Origin of the sequence: Streptomyces ferrugineus (assembly GCF_015160855.1) — a bacterium.
Taxonomy (GTDB): Bacteria; Actinomycetota; Actinomycetes; order Streptomycetales; family Streptomycetaceae; genus Streptomyces; species Streptomyces ferrugineus.
In genome coordinates, this window is sequence record NZ_CP063373.1 from 7,979,296 (window position 1) to 8,003,182 (window position 23,887).

The 23,887-nt window shown below is 71.2% G+C and carries 20 protein-coding genes; 5 read left to right on the forward strand and 15 right to left on the reverse strand.

Features of this window, described 5'->3' with window-relative positions:
* Positions 1–110: 110 nt before the first annotated feature.
* The gene (locus IM697_RS35540; protein ID WP_194040185.1) at positions 111–2,414 is read right to left on the reverse strand and encodes a polysaccharide lyase 8 family protein; all 2,304 of its coding nucleotides are present in this window, start codon (positions 2,412–2,414) and stop codon (positions 111–113) included.
* 166 nt (positions 2,415–2,580) lie between these two features.
* Here IM697_RS35540 and IM697_RS35545 point away from each other — a divergent pair, with 166 nt between their 5' ends.
* A complete protein-coding gene (locus tag IM697_RS35545; protein WP_194040187.1) occupies positions 2,581–3,135 on the forward strand; it encodes a YceI family protein in 555 nt (184 codons plus the stop codon).
* 33 nt (positions 3,136–3,168) lie between these two features.
* On the opposite strand, the gene IM697_RS35550 is transcribed toward IM697_RS35545, so the two are convergent.
* Both IM697_RS35550 and IM697_RS35555 read right to left on the reverse strand, forming a co-directional pair.
* Positions 3,169–3,738 (reverse strand): YdeI/OmpD-associated family protein, encoded by a 570-nt coding sequence (locus IM697_RS35550; protein WP_194040189.1) that lies wholly within the window; start codon positions 3,736–3,738, stop codon positions 3,169–3,171.
* 68 nt (positions 3,739–3,806) lie between these two features.
* Positions 3,807–4,406 carry a TetR/AcrR family transcriptional regulator gene (locus IM697_RS35555; protein ID WP_228044304.1) on the reverse strand — a complete coding sequence of 200 codons (600 nt, stop codon included), beginning with the start codon at positions 4,404–4,406 and terminating at the stop codon, positions 3,807–3,809.
* 77 nt (positions 4,407–4,483) lie between these two features.
* Here IM697_RS35555 and IM697_RS35560 point away from each other — a divergent pair, with 77 nt between their 5' ends.
* Together IM697_RS35560 and IM697_RS35565 are read left to right on the forward strand one after the other, a co-directional pair.
* Entirely contained in the window at positions 4,484–5,425 is a 942-nt protein-coding gene (locus IM697_RS35560) for a DMT family transporter (protein ID WP_194040191.1), read from the forward strand.
* 261 nt (positions 5,426–5,686) lie between these two features.
* Entirely contained in the window at positions 5,687–6,871 is a 1,185-nt protein-coding gene (locus IM697_RS35565) for a Cmx/CmrA family chloramphenicol efflux MFS transporter (protein ID WP_194040194.1), read from the forward strand.
* 270 nt (positions 6,872–7,141) lie between these two features.
* On the opposite strand, the gene IM697_RS35570 is transcribed toward IM697_RS35565, so the two are convergent.
* Both IM697_RS35570 and IM697_RS35575 read right to left on the reverse strand, forming a co-directional pair.
* Positions 7,142–8,740 carry a solute symporter family protein gene (locus tag IM697_RS35570; RefSeq protein WP_194050017.1) on the reverse strand — a complete coding sequence of 533 codons (1,599 nt, stop codon included), beginning with the start codon at positions 8,738–8,740 and terminating at the stop codon, positions 7,142–7,144.
* 17 nt (positions 8,741–8,757) lie between these two features.
* A complete protein-coding gene (locus tag IM697_RS35575; RefSeq protein ID WP_194040196.1) occupies positions 8,758–9,213 on the reverse strand; it encodes a DUF485 domain-containing protein in 456 nt (151 codons plus the stop codon).
* Between the two features lie 290 nt (positions 9,214–9,503).
* Here IM697_RS35575 and IM697_RS35580 point away from each other — a divergent pair, with 290 nt between their 5' ends.
* Positions 9,504–10,286: a serine protease gene (locus tag IM697_RS35580; RefSeq protein ID WP_194040199.1), complete on the forward strand. Its 783-nt coding sequence runs from the start codon at positions 9,504–9,506 to the stop codon at positions 10,284–10,286.
* A gap of 95 nt (positions 10,287–10,381) precedes the next feature.
* On the opposite strand, the gene IM697_RS35585 is transcribed toward IM697_RS35580, so the two are convergent.
* The 8 genes from IM697_RS35585 to ureA form a co-directional block, all read right to left on the reverse strand.
* Positions 10,382–11,737, reverse strand: a complete 1,356-nt coding sequence (locus tag IM697_RS35585; protein ID WP_194040201.1) for a hypothetical protein — start codon at positions 11,735–11,737, stop codon at positions 10,382–10,384.
* Positions 11,738–12,018: 281 nt separating this feature from the next.
* Complete coding sequence (locus IM697_RS35590) at positions 12,019–12,453, reverse strand: VOC family protein (protein WP_194040203.1); 435 nt, start codon at positions 12,451–12,453, stop codon at positions 12,019–12,021.
* 54 nt (positions 12,454–12,507) lie between these two features.
* Complete coding sequence (cimA, locus tag IM697_RS35595) at positions 12,508–14,112, reverse strand: citramalate synthase (protein WP_194040205.1); 1,605 nt, start codon at positions 14,110–14,112, stop codon at positions 12,508–12,510.
* A gap of 315 nt (positions 14,113–14,427) precedes the next feature.
* Positions 14,428–15,681, reverse strand: a complete 1,254-nt coding sequence (locus IM697_RS35600) for a TolB family protein (protein ID WP_194040207.1) — start codon at positions 15,679–15,681, stop codon at positions 14,428–14,430.
* Between the two features lie 111 nt (positions 15,682–15,792).
* Positions 15,793–16,392 (reverse strand): TetR/AcrR family transcriptional regulator, encoded by a 600-nt coding sequence (locus tag IM697_RS35605; RefSeq protein WP_194040209.1) that lies wholly within the window; start codon positions 16,390–16,392, stop codon positions 15,793–15,795.
* 9 nt (positions 16,393–16,401) lie between these two features.
* Positions 16,402–17,472, reverse strand: coding sequence for an agmatine deiminase family protein (locus IM697_RS35610; protein WP_194040211.1), 1,071 nt, complete (start codon positions 17,470–17,472; stop codon positions 16,402–16,404).
* 18 nt (positions 17,473–17,490) lie between these two features.
* Positions 17,491–19,170 (reverse strand): urease subunit alpha, encoded by a 1,680-nt coding sequence (locus tag IM697_RS35615; protein WP_194040213.1) that lies wholly within the window; start codon positions 19,168–19,170, stop codon positions 17,491–17,493.
* Positions 19,167–19,847 (reverse strand): urease subunit gamma, encoded by a 681-nt coding sequence (gene ureA, locus IM697_RS35620; RefSeq protein ID WP_194040215.1) that lies wholly within the window; start codon positions 19,845–19,847, stop codon positions 19,167–19,169. The genes IM697_RS35615 and ureA overlap by 4 nt, the downstream gene beginning before the upstream one ends.
* Before the next feature lie 145 nt (positions 19,848–19,992).
* Here ureA and IM697_RS35625 point away from each other — a divergent pair, with 145 nt between their 5' ends.
* On the forward strand, positions 19,993–21,447 hold the full coding sequence (locus tag IM697_RS35625; RefSeq protein ID WP_194040217.1) for a cytosine permease: 1,455 nt from the start codon (positions 19,993–19,995) through the stop codon (positions 21,445–21,447).
* On the opposite strand, the gene IM697_RS35630 is transcribed toward IM697_RS35625, so the two are convergent.
* Both IM697_RS35630 and IM697_RS35635 read right to left on the reverse strand, forming a co-directional pair.
* The gene (locus tag IM697_RS35630) at positions 21,444–22,532 is read right to left on the reverse strand and encodes a branched-chain amino acid aminotransferase (RefSeq protein WP_194040219.1); all 1,089 of its coding nucleotides are present in this window, start codon (positions 22,530–22,532) and stop codon (positions 21,444–21,446) included. The two genes, IM697_RS35625 and IM697_RS35630, sit on opposite strands and share 4 nt — an antisense overlap.
* Positions 22,533–22,783: 251 nt before the next feature.
* Positions 22,784–23,827, reverse strand: a complete 1,044-nt coding sequence (locus IM697_RS35635) for a 3-isopropylmalate dehydrogenase (protein WP_194040221.1) — start codon at positions 23,825–23,827, stop codon at positions 22,784–22,786.
* Positions 23,828–23,887: the final 60 nt, after the last annotated feature.

Sequence of the window (23,887 nt, forward strand, 5' to 3'; positions counted from 1 at the left end):
CCGTACAGTCTCCGGACCCATTTCCTGGTACCACTGAACAGAACCATGACGGCATGCAGCCTTTCCGACTGCTCAGAGGGCGTGTGGGTTGTGGAGGTCACACAAAGCCGTCAGGCGAGAGCCACCTCACATCGATGGGTCGCGCATACCATCCCCGGAGTGACACGGATGCTCAGCCGGCGTCCCGTCGAGAGGATCTCGACCGAGTCGTCCGCCCGCAGGACCCGCCGTACGGGGTGGTCCCAGCCGATCTCCAGCGGCTCTCCCGTGCGGGGCGGCTCGCTCACGCAGAGCGTAGCGGTCCGGCCCCGGCGGCGGAGCAGGACACTCGCGCCGGCGGAGGCGGTGAGCGGGCCCGCCGTGCCCGGCTGCCAGAAGTTGGCGGCCGTCAGCCCCAGGGAGGGGACCTGGACCGCCTGGCGGGCGGCGTCGTTGGCGAGGACCGACAGCCACCTCCGGTCGGCGGCCCGGGCGGCCACCTCCGCGCGGCGGGCGCCGGGCATGAGCAGATAGAGGTAGGTCGCGTCCTCCGGGTCGGTGCCGTGGTCGAGCCACAGGGTCTGCCAGCGGCGCGTGCGGCGCTCGGCGGTGCTGGTGGTGTTGATGTCGGACCAGGCGCCGGTGCGGTCCTCGCGCAGGGTGCGCAGTGCGCCGTACGGCACCACCCAGCCGCCGTGGCCCTCCAGATGGGCCCAGCCCCGGCCGCGTACGAGGGCCGGTGTGCCCCGCTCCCCCAGGTTGCGGTTGTCGACGACGGTCTCGACGGGGACGCCGTCCGTGCAGGTGATCCCGGCACCGAGGCAGAGCACGGCGTCGGCGACGCAGAACCACGACTTGCGGGCCCGCAGCGTCGAGCCCAGCCCCTTCAGGTGCTGTCCGATCGCCGCGTACTCGCCGTCGGTGGTGCCGCCGACCCATCGCACGCCGGGCTTGGGCTCGCCCCACTCGCCGCCGGCCTTGTCGGGGAGGTGGAGCGTGGAGACGGTCGTGCCGGGGAGGCGGTACCAGTCGACGGTCGGCCAGTACCAGTCGGTGTACTGGTCGCCGAGGCCGTCCGCCCACCAGTAGAGCATTCCGGCGCCGGTGTGCCAGCCGCGCGGGTTCTCGCCGTTGCCGCACTCGTAGTACGCGATGCGGTCGCTGGCCATCGCGATGTTCGCGACGAAGCGCGGGCGGCGGTGGACGGCCCGGTCCATGGCGGCGAAGAGGTGGTGGCCGGTCGGGTCGGGGGTCGCGGGGACCGGGGACCCGGCGACCGCGTGCAGCCGTGCCAGGTCGGCGACGCCGAACTGAGGGGCCGTCAGGATCGGTGTGACGGCGTCCCGTTCGATCCATCCCTTGACACGGCCGTACCAGCGCTCGCGTTCCGCGGTGCTCGCGCCGGCCGCCAGCAGAGCGATCGCGGCGATGATCCCCTGCCCGTGGTAGTGGTCGCTGCGCATCACCCGCCGGTCGTCGCCCTTGAGGAGACCGCGGCTGATGGCACGGCCGTTGACGCTGTCCATCACCAGTCCGTCGTGGATGAGGGGAGCGTAGGCGCGCTCGACGCTGTCGAGGACGATCTGCCTGCCCGGGTCGGTCACCTCCCACTCGGATCCGGCGAGCAGGGCGAAGAGGCGGCCGAGGCCGTCGAGGAGGACCTGGCCGTAGGTGCCGGAGTAGGCGACCCAGGTGTGCTGCACGAAGGAGCCGTCGGAGTAGAGGCCGTCGCCCTCGGTGACGTACGGGAAGACCGGGGAGAGCGCGTCGCGGGCGAGGGCGATCTTCGCCGGGGCGCGGCCGAGGATGCCGCGCAGGGCGACGCTGCGGCACAGGTCGACGCGGTTGGCGCCGGTGGAGGTGCCGGAGTAGTCGGTGAGCATCGCGTCCGGGACGAAGTGGTCGACGGCGGCGCAGGCGGCGTCGATCCGGGCGTCGGTGAGGTGGTCGTGGAGGGCGGCCGCGATGTCCGTCAGCAGGCGCGGGCTGCCGATCTGCCACTCCCACCAGTTGCCGTAACGGGTGGTGGAGGGGTTGTAGACGGTGGCGGAGAGATGGTCGAGGCCGCGCAGTACGTCGGCGAGGAGGGCCGGGTCGGCGGTGGATCCGGTGCCCTGCTGGACGTAGGCCCGGGTCATGGTCCACAGGCGGCCGTAGCTCCGGGTGATGCCGGCGGGCGGGTCGAAGGGCTGGCCGGGCCACAGCGAGGTGGGGGTGGGGGCCATGGTCGCCCGGTAGCCACGGGCGAGGGTGCCGGTCTCGGCGAGGCGGGCGGCGTACGGCTCGGCGGCGGGGTCGTAGCCGGTGCCGAGGGCGATGTCGAGCCAGCGTCGGCGGAGGGTGTCGTAGGGGTCGGCGACGGCGCCGCGGGCGGCGGGAGCGGCCGTGGCCAGGAGCGCCGTCGCGAGTAAGACGGCTCGGCGGGTCGGTCCCATGGGTCCCCTGGAGGCTCTCCGGTGTGGGTTCATGCCCTGGGCATCTACCACCTCAGAGTAGTCACGCCAACACTTTGCGGATGATGTTGAATCCTGAACGGAATAGCCCTAAGGTCGGTCGCGTTGATGTGGTTCAACGTTCAACATTCTCTCGAAGGAGCACGTCATGGTGAACCCCGACCTCTCCGCCCTGACCGGTGACTACACGATCGACACGGCCCACTCCACGATCGGCTTCACCGTCCGCCACGCCATGGTCACCAACGTCAAGGGCAAGTTCCTCGACTTCAGCGGCTCGCTGCACCTGGACGGCAGCGACCCGTCGGCGTCCACCGCGTCCATCGACGTCAAGATGGAGAGCATCGACACCGGCTCCGCGGACCGCGACGGGCATCTCAAGAGCGCGGACTTCTTCAAGATCGACGAGTTCCCGACGATGACGTTCCGCTCCACCGAGGCGGCGGCCCTCGGCGGCGAGGACTACCGCATCAGCGGCGACCTGACGATCCTCGGCACCACCCGGCCGATCAGCATCGACCTGGAGTTCAACGGCGCCGCGAAGGACCCCTTCGGCAACGAGCGCGTCGGCTTCGAGGGCAAGGCGGAGATCCTGCGCTCGGAGTGGGGCCTGACCTGGAACGCGGCGCTGGAGACGGGCGGCGTGCTGATCTCCGACAAGATCAAGCTGAACTTCGACATCTCGGCGATCAAGAACGCCTGACGTTTCCTCTCACGGGCGCCGGTGGGCCTTCGCTCACCGGCGCCTCGCCAGTTCCCGGAGGATCGCGGCGACTTGGGCCTGCCGGATGCGTGCGGTCCGGGCGCGCAGGAGGCCGAGCATGATCTGGTAGCGCTCGGTCCTGCCGAGCCCCTCGAAGGCCGCCCGGGCGCGGGGGTCCTCCTCCAGCGCGGCGGTCAGCTCGTCCGGGACGTCGGCTTTGCGCTGCGACTCGTACGCCGCGTCCCAGCGCCCGTCCGCCTTGGCGGCGTCCACCTCGGCGAAGCCCGCCGGGCGCATACGACCCTCGGCGGCCAGTTCCGCCACGCGCCGCACATTGACCATCGACCAGAGGCTGCCGGGACGGCGCGGGGTGATGCGCTGTGCGTAGTACGACCCGTCGATTCCCTTGCGCTGCCCGGTGATCCAGCCGTGGCACAGGGCCACGTCGTTGACCTCGGCGGCGGTGACGGAGGGGATGCCGGAGCCCTGCTTGGCGACCTTGACCCAGAGGCCGGGGTGCGGGGCGGGGTGCTCCGCCAGCCAGGAGTCGAGGGCGGGGGCGTCGACGAAGGCTCGGGGTTCCGGATCGCGGTGCGGGCTCATGACGCAAACCGTAGGGGCGAAATAGGTCAGAAGCCGTCCTCTATGAGTCGTCCTCGATAAGTCGTCCTCTATATCCGGAGGAGCGCCTCCGCCTGGTCGCGGGCGTGCGCGATGGGGTCCGGGAAGGTGTTCAGGCCGTGGGCGACGAGCGCTCCCTCGTGCAGGAGCATCAGCGTCCGGCCCAAGCGGTCCGGGTCGTGCGCGGCGGCGTCCCGGGCGAGACGGGTGAACAGGGCGAGCATCCACTCCTTCTGCCCGGCGATGATCGGGAAGGCCGGGTGGGAGGGGTCGCTGATCTCCGCGTGCGCGTTGACCATGCTGCATCCCTTGGATCCGTACTCCGCCGACCAGGCGCGGGAGGCGTCGAACACGGCCAGGACACGGGCCTGCGGTGTCGCCCGCGCCGGGTCGAGGTGGTCGTCGAGGTAGCGCGCGAGGAAGGCCCGCCAGCGTTCGTCGCGGCCGGCCAGATACTCCACGACGATCTGCTCCTTGGAGCCGAAGCGGTCGTAGAGGGTCTTCTTGGTCACCCCCGCCTCCGCCGCGATGAGGTCCACTCCCACGGCGTGAATGCCGCGCTCGTAGAAGAGCCGCTCGGCGGCCTCCAGGGCGCGCCGCGCGGCGCGCGTCATCGTGACCCGGTGCGGCCGCTGCTCCATGGTGCTCATGGCAGGCAAGTATACCGATCTGTATAATTTCTTGTCGGAGCCAGGTATACCGATCTGTTTAGTTGGGGTGGTCGGGCGTGAACGCTCTGCTGTCGATCGCCTTCGTCCTGTGCTGGAGCTCCGGATTCATCGGGGCCAAGCTCGGCGCGGGCAGCGCGTCCGCGGTCACGGTCCTGATGTGGCGTTTCCTGCCGCTCGCCGTGATCCTGCTCGTCGTTGCCGCCGTGGTGGGCCGCGCGTCATGGCGGGGTCTGACCGCGCGGGACGTCGTACGGCAGACCATGATCGGCGCGCTGTCGCAGAGCGGCTATCTGCTCACCGCCTACTACGCCATCCAGCTCGGCGTCTCCAGCAGCACCACGGCCCTGATCGACGGCGTCCAGCCCCTCGTCGCCGGGGCGCTGGCCGGACCGCTGCTGCGGCAGTACGTCTCACGCCGGCAGTGGCTCGGCCTGTGCCTGGGGGTGAGCGGCGTCGTCATCGTCACCACGGCCGACGCCACGGCGGCGACCGGCGTCGCCGCGTGGGCCTATCTCGTCCCGTTCCTCGGCATGCTCGCGCTGGTGGCGGCCACGTTCCTGGAGAGCCGCTCCCGGGCACCGGTCCCGCCCGGGGTGGCGCTGACCGTGCACTGCGCCACCAGCGCCGTGCTGTTCACGGTGTTCGCCGTGAGCGCGGGAGCGGCCGAGCCGCCGGCGGAGGCGGCCTTCTGGGCCGCCGTCGCCTGGCTCGTCGTCCTGTCCACCTTCGGCGGGTACGGGCTGTACTGGCTCATCCTGAGGCGCTCGGGAGTCACCAAGGTCAACACGCTCATGTTCCTCATGGCACCGGTCACCGCGGTCTGGGGAGCGGTCATGTTCGGTGAGCCGTTCGGCGCTCAGACCGCCGTCGGCCTGGCCGTCGGGCTCATGGCCGTCGCCATCGTCCACCACGGCGACCACGGGCGACCCCGAACGCGCACCACACGATCCTCCCGGGTGGCCGGTCCCCCACGCCCCACTTGTCGGCGAGCGCCGTGACGAGAAGGAGGCCGGGACCGCCCCCGCCACTTGGAGCAGCTTCGTCGGACGCACCGCCCGCTGAAAACATGTGGACCCGCCCCGTCGGGTCCACATAACCTGCCCCCGTGTCCAGCCCCGAAGCCTCCAGACTCCGGCCACCGGCCTTCCGGTGGCTGCTCGTGATGTCGGGCTGATCTCAGGGCTCACTCCCACTCCGCTGCCGGACGGCCGTCTCGACGTGCCGTTTTCGACTACGACTTCGGGGTGCGGAGTTCTTTCATGCCGTTCGCTCTTCTTCTGCTGGGCCTTGCCGTCTTCGCCCAGGGAACGTCCGAGTTCATGCTGTCCGGGCTGGTGCCGGACATCGCCCGGGATCTGGGGGTCTCCGTGCCCGCGGCCGGTGCGCTCACCTCCGCCTTCGCCGTGGGGATGGTCGTCGGTGCGCCGCTCATGGCCGGGCTCGCCCGGCGGTGGTCGCGGCGGGGTGCGCTGCTCGGGTTTCTGGGCGTCTTTCTCGGCGTCCACGTCGTCGGGGCGGTGACCGACAGCTTCGGGGTGCTCCTGGCCACCCGGGTCGTCGGTGCGCTGGCGAACGCCGGGTTCCTGGCCGTCGCCCTCGTCACGGCCGTCCACATGGTCGAGCCGGACGCCAAGGGACGGGCCACCTCCACCCTGCTCGGTGGAGTCACGCTCGCCTGTGTGGTGGGAGTGCCGGCCGGGGCGTCGCTGGGTCAACTGTGGGGGTGGCGTGCCGCGTTCTGGGCGGTGGCGCTGGTGTCCGTGCCGGCCGTGGTGGCGGTGGCGAAGTCCGTGCCGGACGGGGTCGGGGACACCGCGCGGCCCGCGCTGCGGGGTGAACTGGCGTCGCTGCGCGGTCCCCGGCTGCGGCTCGCACTGCTGCTGGGCGCCCTGGTGAACGGGGCGACCTTCTGTACCTTCACGTATCTCGCGCTCCTCGTCACGCACGTGACCGGGCTGGGCGGCGGGTGGGTGCCCTTGGTGCTCGCGCTGTTCGGGGCCGGGTCCTTCGTGGGGGTCACGGTCAGGGGGCGGTTCGCCGACCGGCGGCCCGGGGTGGTGCTGGGCGCCGGCGGGATCGCGCTGTGCCTCGGATGGGCCGCCTTCGCGCTCGGCGCCGGGACGCCGGCCGTGGCGCTCGGGCTCGTCTTCGTGCAGGGGGCCCTGTCCTTCGGAGTCGGGTCCACGCTCATCTCCCGGGCGCTCTACGCCGCGCCCGGCGCCCCCACGCTGGCGGGCGGCTTCGCGACGGCCGCGTTCAACGTGGGCGCGGCGCTGGGGCCATGGCTCGGCGGTACGGCCATCGGGGCGGGCCTCGGGTACCGGTCGCCCCTGTGGGTCAGCGCCGTGCTGGTCGCGCTGTCGCTGGTGGTGGCGGGCTGGTCGGCTGCGCGGCGTCGCCGGGGCGCGGCCCGGGGTCGTACTCGGGCATCAGCGTCGGTGTGACCGCCATGTCCCGACCCGGTTCCACGTGGATCGCGATCGCCTCGTACGAGGTGGAGAAGGGGGTGGCCACAGCCCTCGGCCGCCGTTCGCGCCTGACTGCGTGACCGCGGCATCGACTGGATGCCGTTCGGAGCGCGGACGCGGTCCGCCGGGACCGAGCGTGCGGTCGTGGGTCCATCCCGGTCAGTCGGCAGCCGTCGTCGGCCGGCCGTCGCCGCCGGGCTGGTGGCATGCCGCCGGGGAGCGGTGTGCCACCAGCCTCCGGACGGATCACTGCTTGTCCGTGCCGACCAGCGCACGCACCTCGAACTCCTCGAACACCTCCGGTTCCTGGGGCTTGCTCAGCACCGAGCCGAGCCAGCCCAGCAGGAAGCCCGCCGGGATCGACACGATGCCCGGGTTCTGCAGCGGGAACCAGGCGAAGTCGGAATCCGGGGAGAGCGAGGTGGGGGCGGAGGAGACGATCGGGGAGAACACCACGAGGAGCACCGAGCAGGCCAGACCGCCGTACAGGCTCAGCAGCGCGCCTCCCGCGGTGAAGCCCCGCCAGAACAGGCTGTAGACGATCGTCGGCAGAATGGCGGACGCCGCGATCGCGAAGGCCAGGAACGCCAGTGTCGCGGTGCTCGTACCCCAGGACAGCAGGGCCAGCATCATGCCCATGACACCGATGGCGGCCGCGGAGAGCCGGGCCACGGCGACCTCTTCCGTCTGCGTCGCCTTCCCCTTGCGGATCACTTCGCCGTAGAGGTCGTGGGCGATCGAGGAGGCCGCGGCGAGGGTGAGTCCGCCGGCCACGCCGAGCAGCGTGATGAAGGCCAGGCTGGACAGGAGCGCCACGAGTACGCCGCCGCCGAGTTCGTACCCGAGCAGGAGCACCGCCGCGTCGCCCCTGGGGTCGACGCCCGCGATCTCCTCCCGGCCCACGATCGCCGTGGCGCCCAGGCCCAGCACGCCCGCCATCAGGCACACGAAGCCGATCAGCCCCACGGCCCACACCACCGAGCGGCGCAGGACACGCGTGGTGCGCGGGGCGAGCAGCCGCATCATGATGTGCGGCAGGGCGGCGAGCCCCAGCACGATGGCCAGTTGCAGACTGAAGAAGTCCAGCTTGCTGGCGGTGCTCTCGCCGTATCGCAGGCCGGGGCCGAGGAAGCGCTCGCCCAGGGCGCTGTTGTCGGCGGCGGACGACAGGAGCTTGTCGATGTTCCAGCTGAAGTGGTGCAGCACCATGACGGCGGTGACTCCCACCCCGGCGACCAGCATCACGGCCTTGACCACCTGGATGACCGTGGCACCCGGCATGCCGCCGATCGCCGCGTACACCACGACGATGGTGCCGATCACCACCACGCACATCGCCCGGACGGTCCCGCTCGGGGCGCCGATGAACTGCGCCAACAGGGCGATGCTGCCCACGAGTTGGGCGACCAGGTACAGAAGGCACACGGCCAGGGTGCACAGGGCGAGCGCCAGCCGGACCGACCGCTGTCCCTGCGGCAGCCGCAGCGCGAGGTTGTCGCCCAGCGTGTACTTGCCGGAGTTGCGCAGGGGTTCCGCGATCATCAGCAGCGCCATCATCCAGGCGACCACCGTGCCGCCCAGATAGAGCAGACCGTCGTAGCCGGTCAGCGCGACGATTCCGGTACTGCCCAACAGCGTCGCGGCCGACAGGTAGTCACCGCACATGGCGAGCCCGTTGCGCAGCGGAGACATGTCGCGGTTGCCGAGGTAGAACTCGCCGATCTCGTCCCGCTGCGGGGCCGTCAACAGCACGGTGAACAGGGTGACGACGACGACGGCGATGAACAGGATGAGCGTCAGCTGCAGAGTGGACCGGTCGGTGACGCTCGCCGCGTGCTGCACCAGTTGACCGGCTGCTTGCGTCACCACGTGCCGAACCGCCTTCCCGCGGGGGTACGGCGCTGCTGCTCCCGCGCCTGTGCCTGTGCCTGTGCCTGTGCCTGTGCCTCGTTCTCGTGCAGTCGGGCCCGCAGGCGGTGGGTCACCGGGTCGACCCGTCGGCTCATGTGCCGGGCGTAGAGCCAGATCGTCACGCCCATGACGAGGAACTGACAGAGGCCCAGAGCCAGCCCGATCGTCAGATGCCCGACCAGCGGCTGGTTCAGCATGCCGGCGGCGAAACTCGACAGGAGAACGTACGCGAGGAATCCACCCGTCGAGACAAGCGTCGCCGCCGCGCCGAAGGAGCGGTATGCGCTGCGCAGCGTACGAAGTTCAGGGGAGTCGCGTATGGACTCCGGACCTGGGGGTCGTCCTGGTGGAGGGGGTGGGGGCGGGGGCGGGTAGTAGCCGTCGTTCGGCGGTGGATACAGGGACATAACGCACCTTCTTTGCTGCCTTATGTCGCACACGTGGCCGGTGTGAACACCTGGGGAATGAGTCACGTTCCGGTCGCGGACGGTGAGGGAGGGGGAAGCGGAGTATGACAGCGCAACCCTTGAACTATCAACCAGGCTGGACGCTACTGACCCTTCGGCCACGGCTGGTTTTCGCCTCTTGTGCGGACACTCGCAGCATTCCCATAATCCAGTAGCTTGGCATGTTCTCGTCATTTCTCCCCCGCACGGCTCCATCGACCGAGTGTCAACCCCCCACGGAAGGCATCACGTTGAAGAAGCTCCTCACCGCGCTCAAGAGATGCGCGGCCCTCGGCGCAGCCGCTCTCGCGATCGTCAGCCTTCAGCCCGTCTCGGCCGCGCAGGCCGCCGACTCCCGTGTCGTCGGCGGAACCCGCGCCGCGCAGGGCGAGTTCCCGTTCATGGTCCGGCTCTCCATGGGCTGTGGCGGCGCGCTCTACACCCAGCAGATCGTGCTCACCGCCGCGCACTGCGTGGGCTCGACCGGTCCCAACACCGGCATCACGGCCACCGCCGGCGTCGTGGACCTGCAGTCCACCAGCGGCCGGGTCCAGGTCCGCTCGACGTACGTGTACCGGGCCCCGGGCTACAACGGCAACGGCAAGGACTGGGCGCTCATCAAGCTCGCCCAGCCGATCAACCTGCCGACGCTGAAGATCGCCACGACCACGCAGTACAACACCGGCACCTTCACCGTCGCCGGCTGGGGCGCCAACCGCGAGGGCGGGGCCCAGCAGCGCTACATGCTCAAGGCCAACGTGCCGTTCGTCAGCGACGCCCAGTGCCGTTCCTACAGCGGCTACGGCGGCCTCGTCGCGAACGAGGAGATCTGCGCCGGTCTCCCCTCGGGCGGCGTCGACACCTGTCAGGGCGACTCCGGCGGCCCGATGTTCCGCCGCGACGCCAGCAACGCCTGGGTCCAGGTCGGCATCGTGAGCTGGGGCATAGGCTGCGCCCGCCCGAACGCCCCCGGCGTCTACGCGGAGGTCTCCACCTTCGCCTCGGCGATCGCCTCGGCGGCGTCTTCGTTGTGACTCACCGGCGCGCCTGAGCGGTTGGGCCTGTGTGCGGGCCCGGTGTCCTCGGATGCCGGGCCCGTGGCGTGTTCTCCGGCTCTCCGGCGTGGGGGTCAGAAGCCCCCGCCGTCGAAGCCGCCGCCACCGCCGAAGTCCCCGCCCCCGAAGCCGCCACCGTCGAACCCGCCGCCGAAGTCCCCGCTGTCGAAGTCGGCCCCGGAGACGTCGCCTCCCTCATAGCCCCCGCCGCCATAGCCGTACCCGGCGCCGTAGTCGGCCGCGTAGGACGGGGTGGCCATCAGGCCGCCCAGCATCGTGCCGACGAGGAGGGCGGGAAGGAGGCCGCCGCCGAAGTAGCCGCCGGCCCAGGGGCCGTAGGCCGGGCCCGCCTCCCAGTACGGGCGGCGGCCGCGGTCGGTGTCGACCTCGCGGATCACGGGGTCGCGGCCCTCGGCCAGACGGGCGCGGTCGGCCGCGCAGACCGGGACCTCGCGGGGGGTGCCGCCGGGGGGCGTCCAGGTATCGTCGGTCAGCGAGGGGCCGTGCCGGGGGTCGAAGAAGCAGGGCGGCCGGCGTTCCGGCAGCGGCCGGTGCTCCCGGCGGGCGGCGAGCTGGGTGAGGGAGAAGCGGCCGTCCTCCAGGGCCTGGGTGACCGCCTTGACGTGCTCCGGCTTGGTGGCCGAGTCCATCAGACGTTTCGCCTGGTCGTAGGCGTCCAGGGCATGCTCGTAGTCCGAGCGCATCGCGTCGTCGGCGCCGGGTTCCGCCGGGTGGAAGTCCAGTCGGTCCAGTTCCTCGCCGAAGGCGGTGATGTCCTCGTCGACGACGACCCGCAGCTTCTCCAGCGCCGCCCGCTGCTCCTCCTCGTGGCGTCGCCGGTTGCGCCGCACCAGCGCGTACGCGCCCGCGCCGCCCGCGGCCAGCACCGCGCCGACGGCGATCAGACCGCTCACGTCCACGCCGTCGCCGCCCTCGCTCCAGCTCGCCGGTGCCGTGCCGTCCACGTTGCGCAGTGCCGTGTCGACGAAGTCGTTGAGCTGGGCCTTGGGGTCGCTGGCGCTCCGCACCGAGGTGACCAGGTTGTCCACCGCCTGCCGGGACATCACCGACGCGTCGGCCGCCGCGTCGAAGCGATCGCCGACGCGGGCGCCGTACAGGCCGGTGACACCGGTCTCCGTGCGGAGGTTCAGCAGGAGGTTCTCGGTGGGCTGGTCGGATGGGAGGACGGCGACGAAGACCGGCTTGTCGGCGTCCTCGATCTTGTCGGCGAGCGCCTCGGCGTCGGCCGACGACAGCTGGTCCGAGGCGGCGGGGTCCACGTAGACGGGACCGTCCCGCAGCGCCTCGGCGACCTGGGAAAGGTCCGTGGCCGCATGTGCGCCGGGCGCGCCGGCCATGAGCACCGCCGCGGTCGCGGCGACCGGCACGATCAGCGAGCGCATGAGGCCCCGGAATCGCGGAGTCCTCATACCTTCGACGCTACCTGATGAAGAGCGCGAAGGCGCCGGTCCCGGTGGCCCGAATCCCACCGGGACCGGCAACCTCTGGCCCCACCGCCGCTCAGGCCGCCCGGTACGCCGCGCCCAGCCTCTCCACCGCCGCCCCGTACCCGCCGGTCAGCAGCAGGTGGTCGGCCTCGGCGACGCTGGACGATCAGACGCGCCTCGAGGGTCGCCGCGTCCCCGACGTCGATCGGCAGCCAGGGGGCGACCAGGAGTCCTGTCGCTGCCGGGCCACAGTGCCTTCCGGCTCAGTCGTACGGCTGGCCGATGCCCAGCAGGTTGCCCTCGCTGTCGTGGAACCAGGCGGCGCGCTCCCCGCGGTAGCCCTTGCCGGGATAGTGCCCCTCGATGTCGGCGATGCCGTTCGTGGTGCGGAAGCCGGGTACGTCGACTTCCTCGAACCGCACGCCACGCCGCCTGAGTTCGGCCACCACCGCCTCGACGTCCTCGACCTGCCAGCCCATCTGGGTGAAGGTGCCGGAGGAGGCGCCCATCGACCGGTAGACGGCGAACTCCGTGTCCCCGCACCTGTACAGCAGCCCGCCCGGCCGCTCGTCGACGGGCTCCAGACCGAGTTTCTCGGAGTAGAAGCGCCGTGCCCGCTCCAGATCCTGGGCGGGCAGCCGGGTCGCCACCTGTCCTCGGGCCAGGAAGCTCCGGGCATCCGTGTCCTGGTCGTCCATGGCTCCAGTGTGCCGTGGACGACGGACAGGAGGCAGCGGCGAGGTCCGTTCGGCCTACTCCGCCGGCGTCACCCCGGCCCGCAGCAGTCCGTAGGCGTACGCGTCCTCCAGGGCCTGCCACGACGCGGCGATGACGTTGTCGGCCACGCCCACCGTGGACCACTCCCCCGTGCCGTCGGACGTGGAGATCAGGACGCGGGTGGTGGACTGGGTGCCGTGGACGCCCTCCAGGATGCGGACCTTGTAGTCGACCAGGTCGAGCTTGGCGAGCTGGGGGTAGATCTTCTCCAGGGCCACGCGCAGGGCGCGGTCGAGGGCGTTGACCGGGCCGTTGCCCTCGGCCGTGGCGACGATGCGCTCGCCCTTGGCGAAGAGCTTGACCGTGGCCTCGTTGGCGTGGGTGCCGTCGGGGCGGTCCTCGACGATCGCGCGCCAGGACTCGACCTCGAAGTACTTCAGGGGCTTGCCCTCGACCTCGGCGCGCAGGAGGAGTTCGAAGCTCGCGTCGGCCGCCTCGTAGGTGTAGCCCTCGAGCTCGCGCTCCTTCACTCGCTCGACGACGCGGCCGACCAGCTCGCGGTCGCCGCCGAGGTCGATGCCGAGTTCCTTGCCCTTGAGCTCGATGGAGGCGCGGCCGGCCATGTCGGAGACCAGCATCCGCATGGTGTTGCCGACCAGCTCGGGGTCGATGTGCTGGTACAGGTCCGGGTCGACCTTGATCGCGGAGGCGTGCAGGCCGGCCTTGTGGGCGAAGGCGGAGACGCCGACGTAGGGCTGGTGGGTGGAGGGGGTGAGGTTGACGACCTCGCCGATGGCGTGGGAGATCCTCGTCATCTCACGGAGGCGGCCCTCGGGGAGGACCTTCTTGGCGTACTTCAGCTCCAGGGCGGCCACGACGGGGAAGAGGTTGGCGTTGCCCACGCGCTCGCCGTAGCCGTTGGCCGTGCACTGGACGTGGGTCGCGCCCGCGTCGACCGCGGCGAGGGTGTTGGCGACCGCGCAGCCCGTGTCGTCCTGGGCATGGATGCCGAGGCGGGCGCCGGTGTCGGCCAGGACCGTCGACACGACCGCCTGCACCTGGGCCGGGAGCATGCCGCCGTTGGTGTCGCAGAGGATGACCACGTCCGCGCCGGCCTCCGACGCGGTGCGGACGACCGATTTCGCGTACTCGGGGTTGGCGCGGTAGCCGTCGAAGAAGTGCTCGCAGTCGACGAAGACCCGGCGGCCCTGGGAGCGCAGGTACGACACCGTGTCCTCGATCATGGCCAGGTTCTCGTCGAGAGTGGTGCGCAGGGCGAGTTCGACATGGCGGTCGTGGGACTTGGCGACCAGCGTGACGACGGGCGCTTCGGAGTCCAGGAGCGCCTTGACCTGCGGGTCCTCCGATGCCTTGGCGCCCGCGCGGCGCGTGGAGCCGAAGGCCACCAGCTGGGCGTTCTTGAAGTCGATCTCCTGCCGGGCGCGCGCGAAGAACTCGGTGTCCCTCGGGTTGGCCCCGGGCCAGCCGCCCTCGATGAAGCCGACGCCGAACTCGTCCAGGTGCCGTGCGATGGCGAGCTTGTCCGCGACGGTGAGGTTGATGCCCTCCCGCTGCGCGCCGTCGCGCAGGGTGGTGTCGAAGACGTGGAACGAATCGTCGAGCTCGCTGGTTGCGGTCATGGTGTCAAGGCTCCTGTGTTGGATCCCAGTGGATACGTCGTTGCCGGAATGACCGGCTCCACAGTCCTCCCATGGTCCCTCGCGCTGCGCTCCCGGCTGCAGGTGGGCCAGAAATGCGAAAAACCCCTCGCGGGTGCGAGAGGTCTGCGCGCGGGTCGAGGACGACGGTGTCCGCCCGTACGTGGTCGTACGTGGCGGTCACTGCGGACCGGCGCGCCTGCTGCCAATAATCATGGCGAACGAGAGCACGGGGGCAGTCTGGCACACACGGCCCCCGGGCTCACCGTCCGTCTCAGGATGCGAGCACTGCGTTGATCACCGCCGTCGGTGGACGAAGCCGTCGTGGTGGCCGTTGGTGTCGTCCGGGACGAGCTGGGCGGAGCGGCTGCCGAGGCCGATGCGGCCGGCGCCCGCGCTCACCTCGTAGACCGTCACGTACTCGTCCGTGACCGGCCCTCCGGTGACGGACGTGCTGATCAGACGGGTCGCGCCGGTGCGCAGATCGCGGAGGTACACGTTGTCCGGCCCGTACTGCCCGTCCGCCTGGCGCGGTTGCGCCTCGTAGGCCAGATGGCGGCCGTCCGGGCTGAGCAGCGGGGAGTCGAGCAGGCGCTCACCGTCGGGTCCGGGGGCGATCCGCCGGGTGGCGTTCGCGCGCAGATCGCGGATGTAGAGGTCGGAGCCGTCGGACGGGACCAGGTCGTCGCCGGTGTACTTGAACGCGACCGTCCGGCCGTCCGCCGAGAGGGAGACGGGCATCGCGTACCGCTGGGCGGGGGTGCCGTCCGCCTTGACGTTGACCTGTTCCTCGGTGCCCGTGCGGCGGTCGTGCACCCACGTCACGCCGTCCCCGCTGCGCGGCACCAGCTGGGTGTACGCCACATAGCGGCCGTCGGCGCTGATGTCGTCGAGCAGCGCGGGGTTGGCCGGTCGGTCGCCGTTGCTGATCCGCTCCGTGCTCCCGGTGCGCCGGTCGTAGGCGTACACGGCCCCGAAGAGGTCGCGGGCGCCGCTCTCCATGCGGTCGGCCTTGGCGTTGAAGACGATGTGGCGGGCGTCGGCCGACATATGGGCGCCGGCCGCGAAGGCGGAGCCCCCGTCGAAGGCGACGCTGATCCGCTCGGTGCCGCCGGTGCGCCGGTCGTGCAGGTAGACGTCCTCGGCCGCGTCGTTGGTGGGCGGCGGGTCCCAGGGGACCAGGTTCCGTGCGGTGGAACGGAACAGGACGTAGCGCCCGTCGGCGCTGATGGCGGCCGCCGAGGACGGATGGTCGGCCTGGGTGCCGTCCGAGGCGACGCTGACCCGCTCGACGGTCCCCTTGCGCAGGTCGCGCACGAAGACGTCCGCGTAGCCGTTGGTGTCGCCGGGCACCAGATTGGTCGCGTACGACGTGAAGGCCGCGAACCGGCCGCCGGCGCTGAACCGCGGTCCGTACGAGTCGCCGTCGCCCTGGTCCCCCGCCGCGGTCAGCGTGACCCGCTCGGTGACCGGTTCCGGGGCCGGGGAGGCCGCTGTCGCGGACGCCGCGATCATCGTCCCCGCGAGTACCGCCACCGAGATCCCGCGCATGGTTCTCAACACGATTCCCCCTGTTGTCGCGTCTGCTCCCTGGGCCACGAGGCAAACGCACCACGCGCTACAGGGTCAATCCGACATATTGCGTACAACCTGGACGTGGACTCAGGAGTCCGCGAGGAGGCTGTCGTCCAGGAACTCCCGTACGTGGCGCATGACTTGCGCCCGGTCCGTGCCGCGCAGCCCGATCGCCACATGGATGGAGAACCCGTCGAGCAGCGCCCGCAGCCGGGCGGCGAAACGGTCCGGGTCGACCGGCCGGAACTCGCCCCTCGACACCCCTTCCGCCAGCAGCGCCACCAGGTCGCGGTGCCAGGCGCCCTCGATCGCGGCCTGCCGGTCGCGGGCGTCGTCGTCGGCGTTCTTCGAGCGGTTCCAGACCTCCAGCCACAGCGTCCAGTGCGGATCGCGGTGGCCTTCGGGGACGTACAGGTCGACGTACGCCTCGAGCCGCTCGCGGGCGGGGGCGGTGCGGGTCAGCAGCCGGCCGCGCTCGGCGCCGAGCCGGCCCTCGCTCCACTCCAGGGTCCGCAGCAGCAGCTCGTCCTTGGAGTGGAAGTAGTAGAGGAGATGGCCGCTGCTCATCCCGACCTCACGGCCGAGCGCCGCCATGGTGAGCTTCTCCAGTCCGCGCTCGGCGATCATCTCCATGGCGGCGGCGAGCACCTCGTCGCGGGGCGGCGCCTGCCTGCGCCCACCGGCCATCTGCGGCTCCTAGATCCTCGGCTGCTGCTGTGTGACGCAGTGAATGCCTCCACCACCCGCGAAGATCGTACGGGCGTCGACGAGCGTCACCGTCCGCTCCGGGAACAGCCGCCGGAAGATGCCGGCCGCCAGCTCGTCGCGCGGGTCGTCGAAGCCGCAGAGGACCACGCCGCCGTTGCAGAGGTAGTGGTTGATGTAGGAGTAGTCGGCCCAGTGGCCGTCGGCCTCCAGGACGGTCGGGGCGGGCACCTCGACGACCTCCAGGCGGCGGCCGCGGGCGTCCGTCTGCGACCTCAGCAGGCCGACGGTCTCCCGGGTCACCTCGTGGTCCGGGTGCGTCGGGTCCGGCTGCACATGGGCCACGACCACGCCGGGGCGGGCGAAGGCGGCGACGATGTCGACATGGCCCAGGGTGCCGAAGCCGGTGGGGGTCCCCCCACGCCGTTCAGGCAGTGGGGGAGGATAGTCGCCGGTCAGGCCGCGCGGCAGCCAGATCGCCTTGCGGGTGCCGAGCATGGCGTGGATCTCGGCCTCGACCTCCTCCCGCGTCCAGTGCGGATTGCGCTCGGGGCCGAGCTGGACCGTCTCCGTCAGCAGGACCGTCCCCTCGCCGTCCACATGGATCGCACCGCCCTCGTTCACCAGTTCCGAGGCGTACGTCCGCGTAGCCCCCGCCAGGTCCGAGACATGCGCGGCGATCTTCGCGTCGTGCTCCCAGCGGGCCCAGCCCTGGGCGCCCCAGCCGTTGAACGTCCAGTCGACGGCGGCGAGTTCACCGGTGGCGTTGGTCAGAAAGGTCGGGCCGATGTCCCGCATCCAGGCGTCGTCGAGGGCCCGCTCGACCGTCTCGACGCCGTCGCCGAGCAGCTCGCGGGCCCCGGCCGACTGTCCGGGACCGCACACCACGGTCACCGGCTCGAAGCGGCGCACCGCGCGGGCGACCGAGGCCCAGGCGATCCGGGCGGCCGTGAGGTCCTCCGGGTCGGCGAAGGTCGTGTTGGGGCCGGGCCAGGCCATCCAGGTGCGCTCGTGCGGGGCCCACTCGGCGGGCATCCGGAAGCCGTCGGCGGCAGCAGACATGAGTGATCCTCACAGTCCTTACAGGAAGTACAGGCGGTTGAGGGAGACGGAGTCGGCGGGCTCGGAGCGCAGCGGCTCTCCGTCGAGGGTGACCAGACCGGTGTGCTGGTCGACGTCGACCGCTCCGGTACGGGAGTTCAGGCGCAGGTCGGCGGGCCCGATGCCGCGCGTGCCGCGGACGGCGACCCTGCGGCGCCGGGTCGGCATGGTGTCGCCTCCCTGGTCGACGGCCGCCTGGGCGACGAAGGCGACCGAGAGGTCGGCGGGTGTGGCGCCGTACGCCCCGAACTGCGGGCCCAGGACGAGGGGTTCGCAGGTGTCGGTGGCGGCATTGGGGTCGCCCACCACGCCGTACGCCGGGAACCCGGACTTGAGCACGAGCTGCGGCTTGGCGCCGAAGTACTCGGGCCGCCACAGCACGATGTCGGCGAGCTTGCCGACCTCGATCGAGCCGACCTCGTGGGCGAGGCCGTGGGCGATGGCGGGGTTGATGGTGAGCTTGGCGATGTAGCGCAGGACGCGCTCGTTGTCGTGGCCGTCGTCCGGGGCACCGGACTCGGCCTTCATCTTCCCGGCCATCGCGAAGGTACGGCGGACGGTCTCGCCGGCCCGGCCCATGCCCTGTGCGTCGGACGAGGTGATGCCGATCGCGCCCAGGTCGTGCAGCACGTCCTCGGCGCCCATCGTCCCGGCGCGGATGCGGTCGCGGGCCATGGCGGCGTCGCCGGGCAGGTCGGTCTTCAGGTCGTGGACGGAGACGATCATGCCGTAGTGCTCGGCCACGGCGTCCCGGCCGAAGGGCAGGGTGGGGTTGGTGGAGGAGCCGATGACGTTGGGGACACCGGCCATCTTCAGCACGTTCGGCACGTGTCCGCCGCCGCAGCCCTCGATGTGGAAGGCGTGGATGGTGCGGCCCTCCAGCACACGCAGGGTGTCCTCGACGGACAGGCACTCGTTCAACCCGTCGCTGTGCAGGGCGACTTGGACGTCGTGTTCCTCGGCGACACGCAACGCCGTGTCCAAGGCTCGGGTATGGGCGCCCATGTCCTCGTGCACCTTGAAGCCGCTCGCCCCGCCCTCGGCGAGGGCCTCCACCAGGGGGGCCGGTGCGGACGACGAACCACGCCCGAGGAAGCCGATGTTGACCGGCCAGGCGTCGAAGGCGTTGAACGCGTGCCGCAGCGCCCAGGGCGAGTTGACCCCGACGCCCCACACGGGCCCGAACTCCTGCCCGATGATCGTGGTCACCCCGGAGGCGAGCGAGGCCTCCATGATCCGCGGCGACAGCAGATGGACGTGGGTGTCGACGGCGCCGGCGGTGGCGATGAGCCCCTCGCCGGACACGATCGACGTGCCGGTCCCGACCACGACGTCGACCCCGTCGAGGGTGTCGGGATTCCCGGCCCGCCCGATCGAGCAGATCCGGCCTTCCCTGATCCCGATGGAGACCTTGCGGATCCCCAGCGCCGCGTCGATCACGACGACGTTGCTGATGACCACGTCACAGGTCTCCCGGACGGCGGCCGCCTTGAGGTGCAGTCCGTCCCGGGCGGTCTTGCCGAACCCGGCGAGGAACTCGTCGCCGTAGCGCTGGGAGTCGGACTCGACGCGGATGGTCAGGCCGGAGTCGCCGAGCCGGATCCGGTCGCCCGCGCGCGGGCCGTGAGTGGCGGCGTAGGCGTAAGGGTCGATGCTCATCGGTCTGCTCCCAGATATCCGCAGGCGGCGGCCCTGCGCAGGGCCTCTTCCTTCGCCCCCGGCGCGTCCAGCGCCCCGTCGACGAGCCCGGCGAACCCGATCGCGATCCGCTCACCCCCGATCGGTACGAGCCCGACCTCGACGCTCTCCCCCGGCCCGAACCGCACGGAGGACCCGGCGGGCACGGCGAGGCGCATGCCGTAGGCCGCCCCCCGGTCGAAGTCGAGCCGCGGGTTGGCCTCGAAGAAGTGGAAGTGGGAGGTGACGGAGACGGGCACGGTGGCGGTGTTGGCGACCGTCAGCCGCGCGACCGCCTCCGGCTCGGCGTGCTCCGGCCCCGGCAGCAGTGCGCCGGGGGCCCGCGGGCCGAGTCCGCCCCCGATCGGATCGGTCACCACCGCGAGTCGCGAGCCGTCGTCGAACACGGCCTCGACATGCACCTCGGTCACCACGTCCGCGACGCCCGGCAGCACGTCGTCCGGCCCGAGCACGGACCGTGCCCGCTCGACGGCCTCGGCGAGACGGACGCCGTCCCGGGCGGCCTCGCACACGGTGTCCGCGATCAGCGCGGTCGCCTCGGGCACGTTCAGCCTCAGTCCCCTGGCCCGGCGGGCCCGGGCCAGCTCGGCGGCTCCGAAGAGCAGCAGCCGGTCACGTTCCGTGGGGGTGAGTCTCATGACGCGGGCACCTCCTTGCCTCCCGACGATTAGAGCATCACTCTAAACACGAAATTCCCGCAACGAAAGTGTTGACCTAAAGCAGCGAGTATCTGACATTGAACACCGCTCAAACTCTCTGGCGGCCGATCGAAGGAGACCAGCCATGCCGATGGAACAGCGCGGAGTCGACACCATCCCCGAGGAGGAACGCACCAGCGGCCCACGGGACCTCGTCTCGATCCTGCTGGGATCGAACCTCTGCCTCGGAGTGATCGTCTTCGGCTGGCTGCCCCCGGCGTTCGGCCTGGACTGGTGGTCGTCGGTGAGCTCGATCGTGCTGGGCACCCTGGTCGGCACGGCCCTCACCGCCCCGCTGGCCCTGATCTCCCTGCGCACCGCGACGAACCTGTCCACCTCCTCCGGCGCCCAGTTCGGCGTGCGCGGCCGCCTGGTCGGCTCGGTGGTCGGCCTGCTGCTCGCCCTCGGCTACACGGCCCTGACCGTGTGGATCGGCGGCGATGTGATGGTGGGCGTGCTGGGCCGGCTGTTCGGACTGCCGGCGAGCGGGGTGTCGCACGGCGTGGTCTACGGGCTGCTGGCCGCGGCGACCGTGGTGGGCGCGGTGTACGGCTACCGGGTGCTGCTCGCCCTGTCCCGCGTCCTCGCGATCGGCATGACGGCCCTGCTGCTCCTCGGCGTGTTCGCCTACGCCCCGCACTTCACGACGGACGCGCTGCCGGAGACGGGCGGCTATCTCCTGGGCGGCTTCTGGCCGACGTGGCTGCTTGCGGCGGTGGCGGCGGGGCTGTCCGGCCCGATCGCGTTCATCACCCTGCTCGGCGACTACACCCGCTACATCTCGCCGGCCCGCCACTCCTCGCGCCGGGTCCTGCACGCCACCTGGCTCGGACTGATCCTGGGCCTGCTGGTCCCGCAGTTGTTCGGCACGTTCACCTCGTACGCGGCGCGGGCGGCCCTCGACTACGCCGGCCCCCTGGTCGACGCCTCCCCCACCTGGTACCTGCTGCCGCTGCTGCTGGCCGCCTCCGCCGGCTCGGTCGGCAACGCGGGCCTGATGCTCTACTCCATGGGCCTCGACCTGGACGCCATCCTCCCGCGCGCCTCCCGCGCCCGGGCGACGTACGCCGTCGCGGTCGTCGCGACCGCCTGCGTCTTCGTCGGCCACTACGCCTCCAGCGCCCAGGACGCGATGACGTCCTTCGTCCTGCTGCTGACGGCGATCGGCACCCCGTGGGCGGTCATCACCCTGATCGGCTTCGCGCGCTGCCGTGGCGTCTACGACGTGGAGGCCCTCCAGGTCTTCAACCGCCGGGCGCGGGGCGGGATCTACTGGTTCCGGGCCGGCTGGAACGTCCCGGCGACCGTGTCCTGGGCCCTCGGTGCGACGGTTGGCGTGCTGGCGGTCTCCCTGCCGTCGTACGAGGGCCCGCTGCTGGGGCTGACCGGCGGGGTGGACTGCAGCTTCCTGCTGTCGGGGCTGGTGGGGGGTCTGCTGTATCTGCTGCTGACGGTCGGCGACCGGGCCGCGGCGGGCGAAAGGGCCGTGGCGAACCCGAACCCCGAGTCCGCCACGGCCCTGCCGGTCAAGGCCGATTAGCCCAGCTTGTGCATCCAGCCGTGCTTGTCCTCGGACTTGCCGCGCTGGATGTCGAGGAGGGCCTGGCGGAGCTTCATCGTGACTTCGCCGGGCTCTCCCCGGCCCTGCTGCCACTGGGCGCCGGTCCGCTTGACCGTGCCGACCGGCGTGATGACGGCGGCCGTACCGCAGGCGAAGACCTCGGTGAGGGTGCCGTTCTCGGAGTCGCGCTGCCACTGGTCCACGGAGACGCGGCCCTCCTCGGCCTCGTAGCCGAGGTCGCGGGCGACGGTGAGGAGGGAGTCACGGGTGACGCCCTCCAGGATGGAGCCGGTGAGGGACGGGGTGATGATCTTGTCGCCGTACACGAAGTACAGGTTCATACCGCCGAGTTCCTCGACCCACTTGCGCTCGACCGCGTCCAGGTAGCAGACCTGGGCGCAGCCCTCGGCGGCGGCCTCGGCCTGGGCGAGCAGGGACGCGGCGTAGTTGCCGCCGGTCTTGGCGTCGCCCATGCCGCCGGGGACGGCGCGGACGTGGTCCTCGGAGACCCAGATGGAGACCGGCTTGACGCCGCCGGGGAAGTAGGCGCCGGCCGGGGAGGCGATGACCATGAACAGGTACTCGCTGGCCGGCTTCACGCCCAGGCCGACCTCGGTGGCGAACATGAACGGACGCAGGTAGAGGGACTCCTCGCCGCCGTGCGCCGGCACCCACGCCTCGTCCTGGCGCACCAGCGCGTCGCAGGCCTCGATGAACGTCTCCACCGGCAGCTCCGGCATGCCGAGCCGGCGGGCCGAGGACTGGAAGCGGGCCGCGTTCTTCTCGGGGCGGAAGGAGGCGACGGACCCGTCGGGCCGGCGGTAGGCCTTCAGGCCCTCGAAGATCTCCTGCGCGTAGTGCAGGACCATGGTGGCCGGGTCGAGGGAGATCGGCGCGTACGGCACGAGCTCGCCGTCGTGCCAGCCACGGCCCTCGGTCCACTTGATCGTCACCATGTGGTCGGTGAAGTGGCGTCCGAATCCCGGGTTGGCCAGTATCGCCTCGCGCTCGGCGGCGGAGAGCGGGCTGGCGGAGGGCTTGAGCTCGATCGTGGGCGTCGTCATGAGTAGATGTCCTTCACCGGTTTGATTGTGGCGGGCCGCGCTCACGCCAGTACTGCCAGTGGCCAGTGCTAGGACGTCCGAGCATTCCCTCATTCCGCGGCTCCGCGTTCGATTATCGCAAGCGGGGGGTCACGGAAGAAACGGCGTGAATGCGACCCAAGGGCTGATGGTGTCACCCGGCGGCGGACATGGGGAAGCCGCCGGCTGCAGATGCGACCCGGCGGCTTCGAAGAGGTTCGAGCGGCGCGGGGTCAGCCGGCTACTCGTACGGCCAGCGCGTCGCCGATCTCCGACGTGCTGCGGGCGGGCTTGCCGGTGCGCTCCGCGAGGTCGGCGGAGACGGCCTCGTCGATGCGGGCGGCCTCGGCGTCGTAGCCGAGGTGGCGCAGGAGCAGGGCGACGGACAGGACCGTGGCGGTGGGGTCGGCCTTGCCCTGGCCGGCGATGTCGGGCGCGGAACCGTGGACCGGCTCGAACATCGACGGGAAGTCGCCGCTCGGGTTGATGTTGCCGCTCGCGGCGACGCCGATGCCGCCGGAGACGGCCGCGGCGAGGTCGGTGACGATGTCGCCGAAGAGGTTGTCGGTGACGATGACGTCGAAGCGCTCGGGCTGGGTGACCAGATAGATGGTCGCGGCGTCGACGTGCATGTACTCAGTGGTGACCTCGGGGTACTCCTCGGCCACCTTGTCGAAGATGTTGGTCCACAGGTGACCCGCGAAGGTCAGCACGTTGTTCTTGTGGATCAGCGCCAGCTTCTTGCGCGGGCGGGCCTGCGCACGGGCGAAGGCGTCGCGGACGACACGCTCGACACCGAAGGCCGTGTTCACGGAGACCTCGGTGGCGACCTCGTGCTCGGTGCCCTTGCGGATGGTGCCGCCGTTGCCGGTGTACGGACCCTCGGTGCCCTCGCGGACCACGACGAAGTCGATGGACGGCTCGCCCTTCAAAGGCGTGTCCACACCCGGCAGCAGCTTGCTCGGCCGCAGGTTGACGTGGTGGTCGAAGGCGAAGCGGAGCTTGAGCAGGAAGCCGCGCTCCAGGACACCGGAGGGGACGCTCGGGTCACCGATCGCACCCAGCAGGATGGCGTCGTGCTTCCTCAGGGCGTCGAGGTCGGCGTCGGTGAGGGTCTCACCGGTGGCGTGGTAGCGCCGGGCGCCGAAGTCGTACTCCCTGGTCTCCAGCTTCACATCCTGCGGGAGGACGGCGGAGAGGACCTTGAGGCCTTCGGCCACGACTTCCTGCCCGATGCCGTCACCGGGAATCACTGCGAGATTGAGGCTGCGAGACATGTCGGCACCCTACTCCTCGTCCCATGGGATGACATGAGGTGTCCGCGATGCGGACGGCCG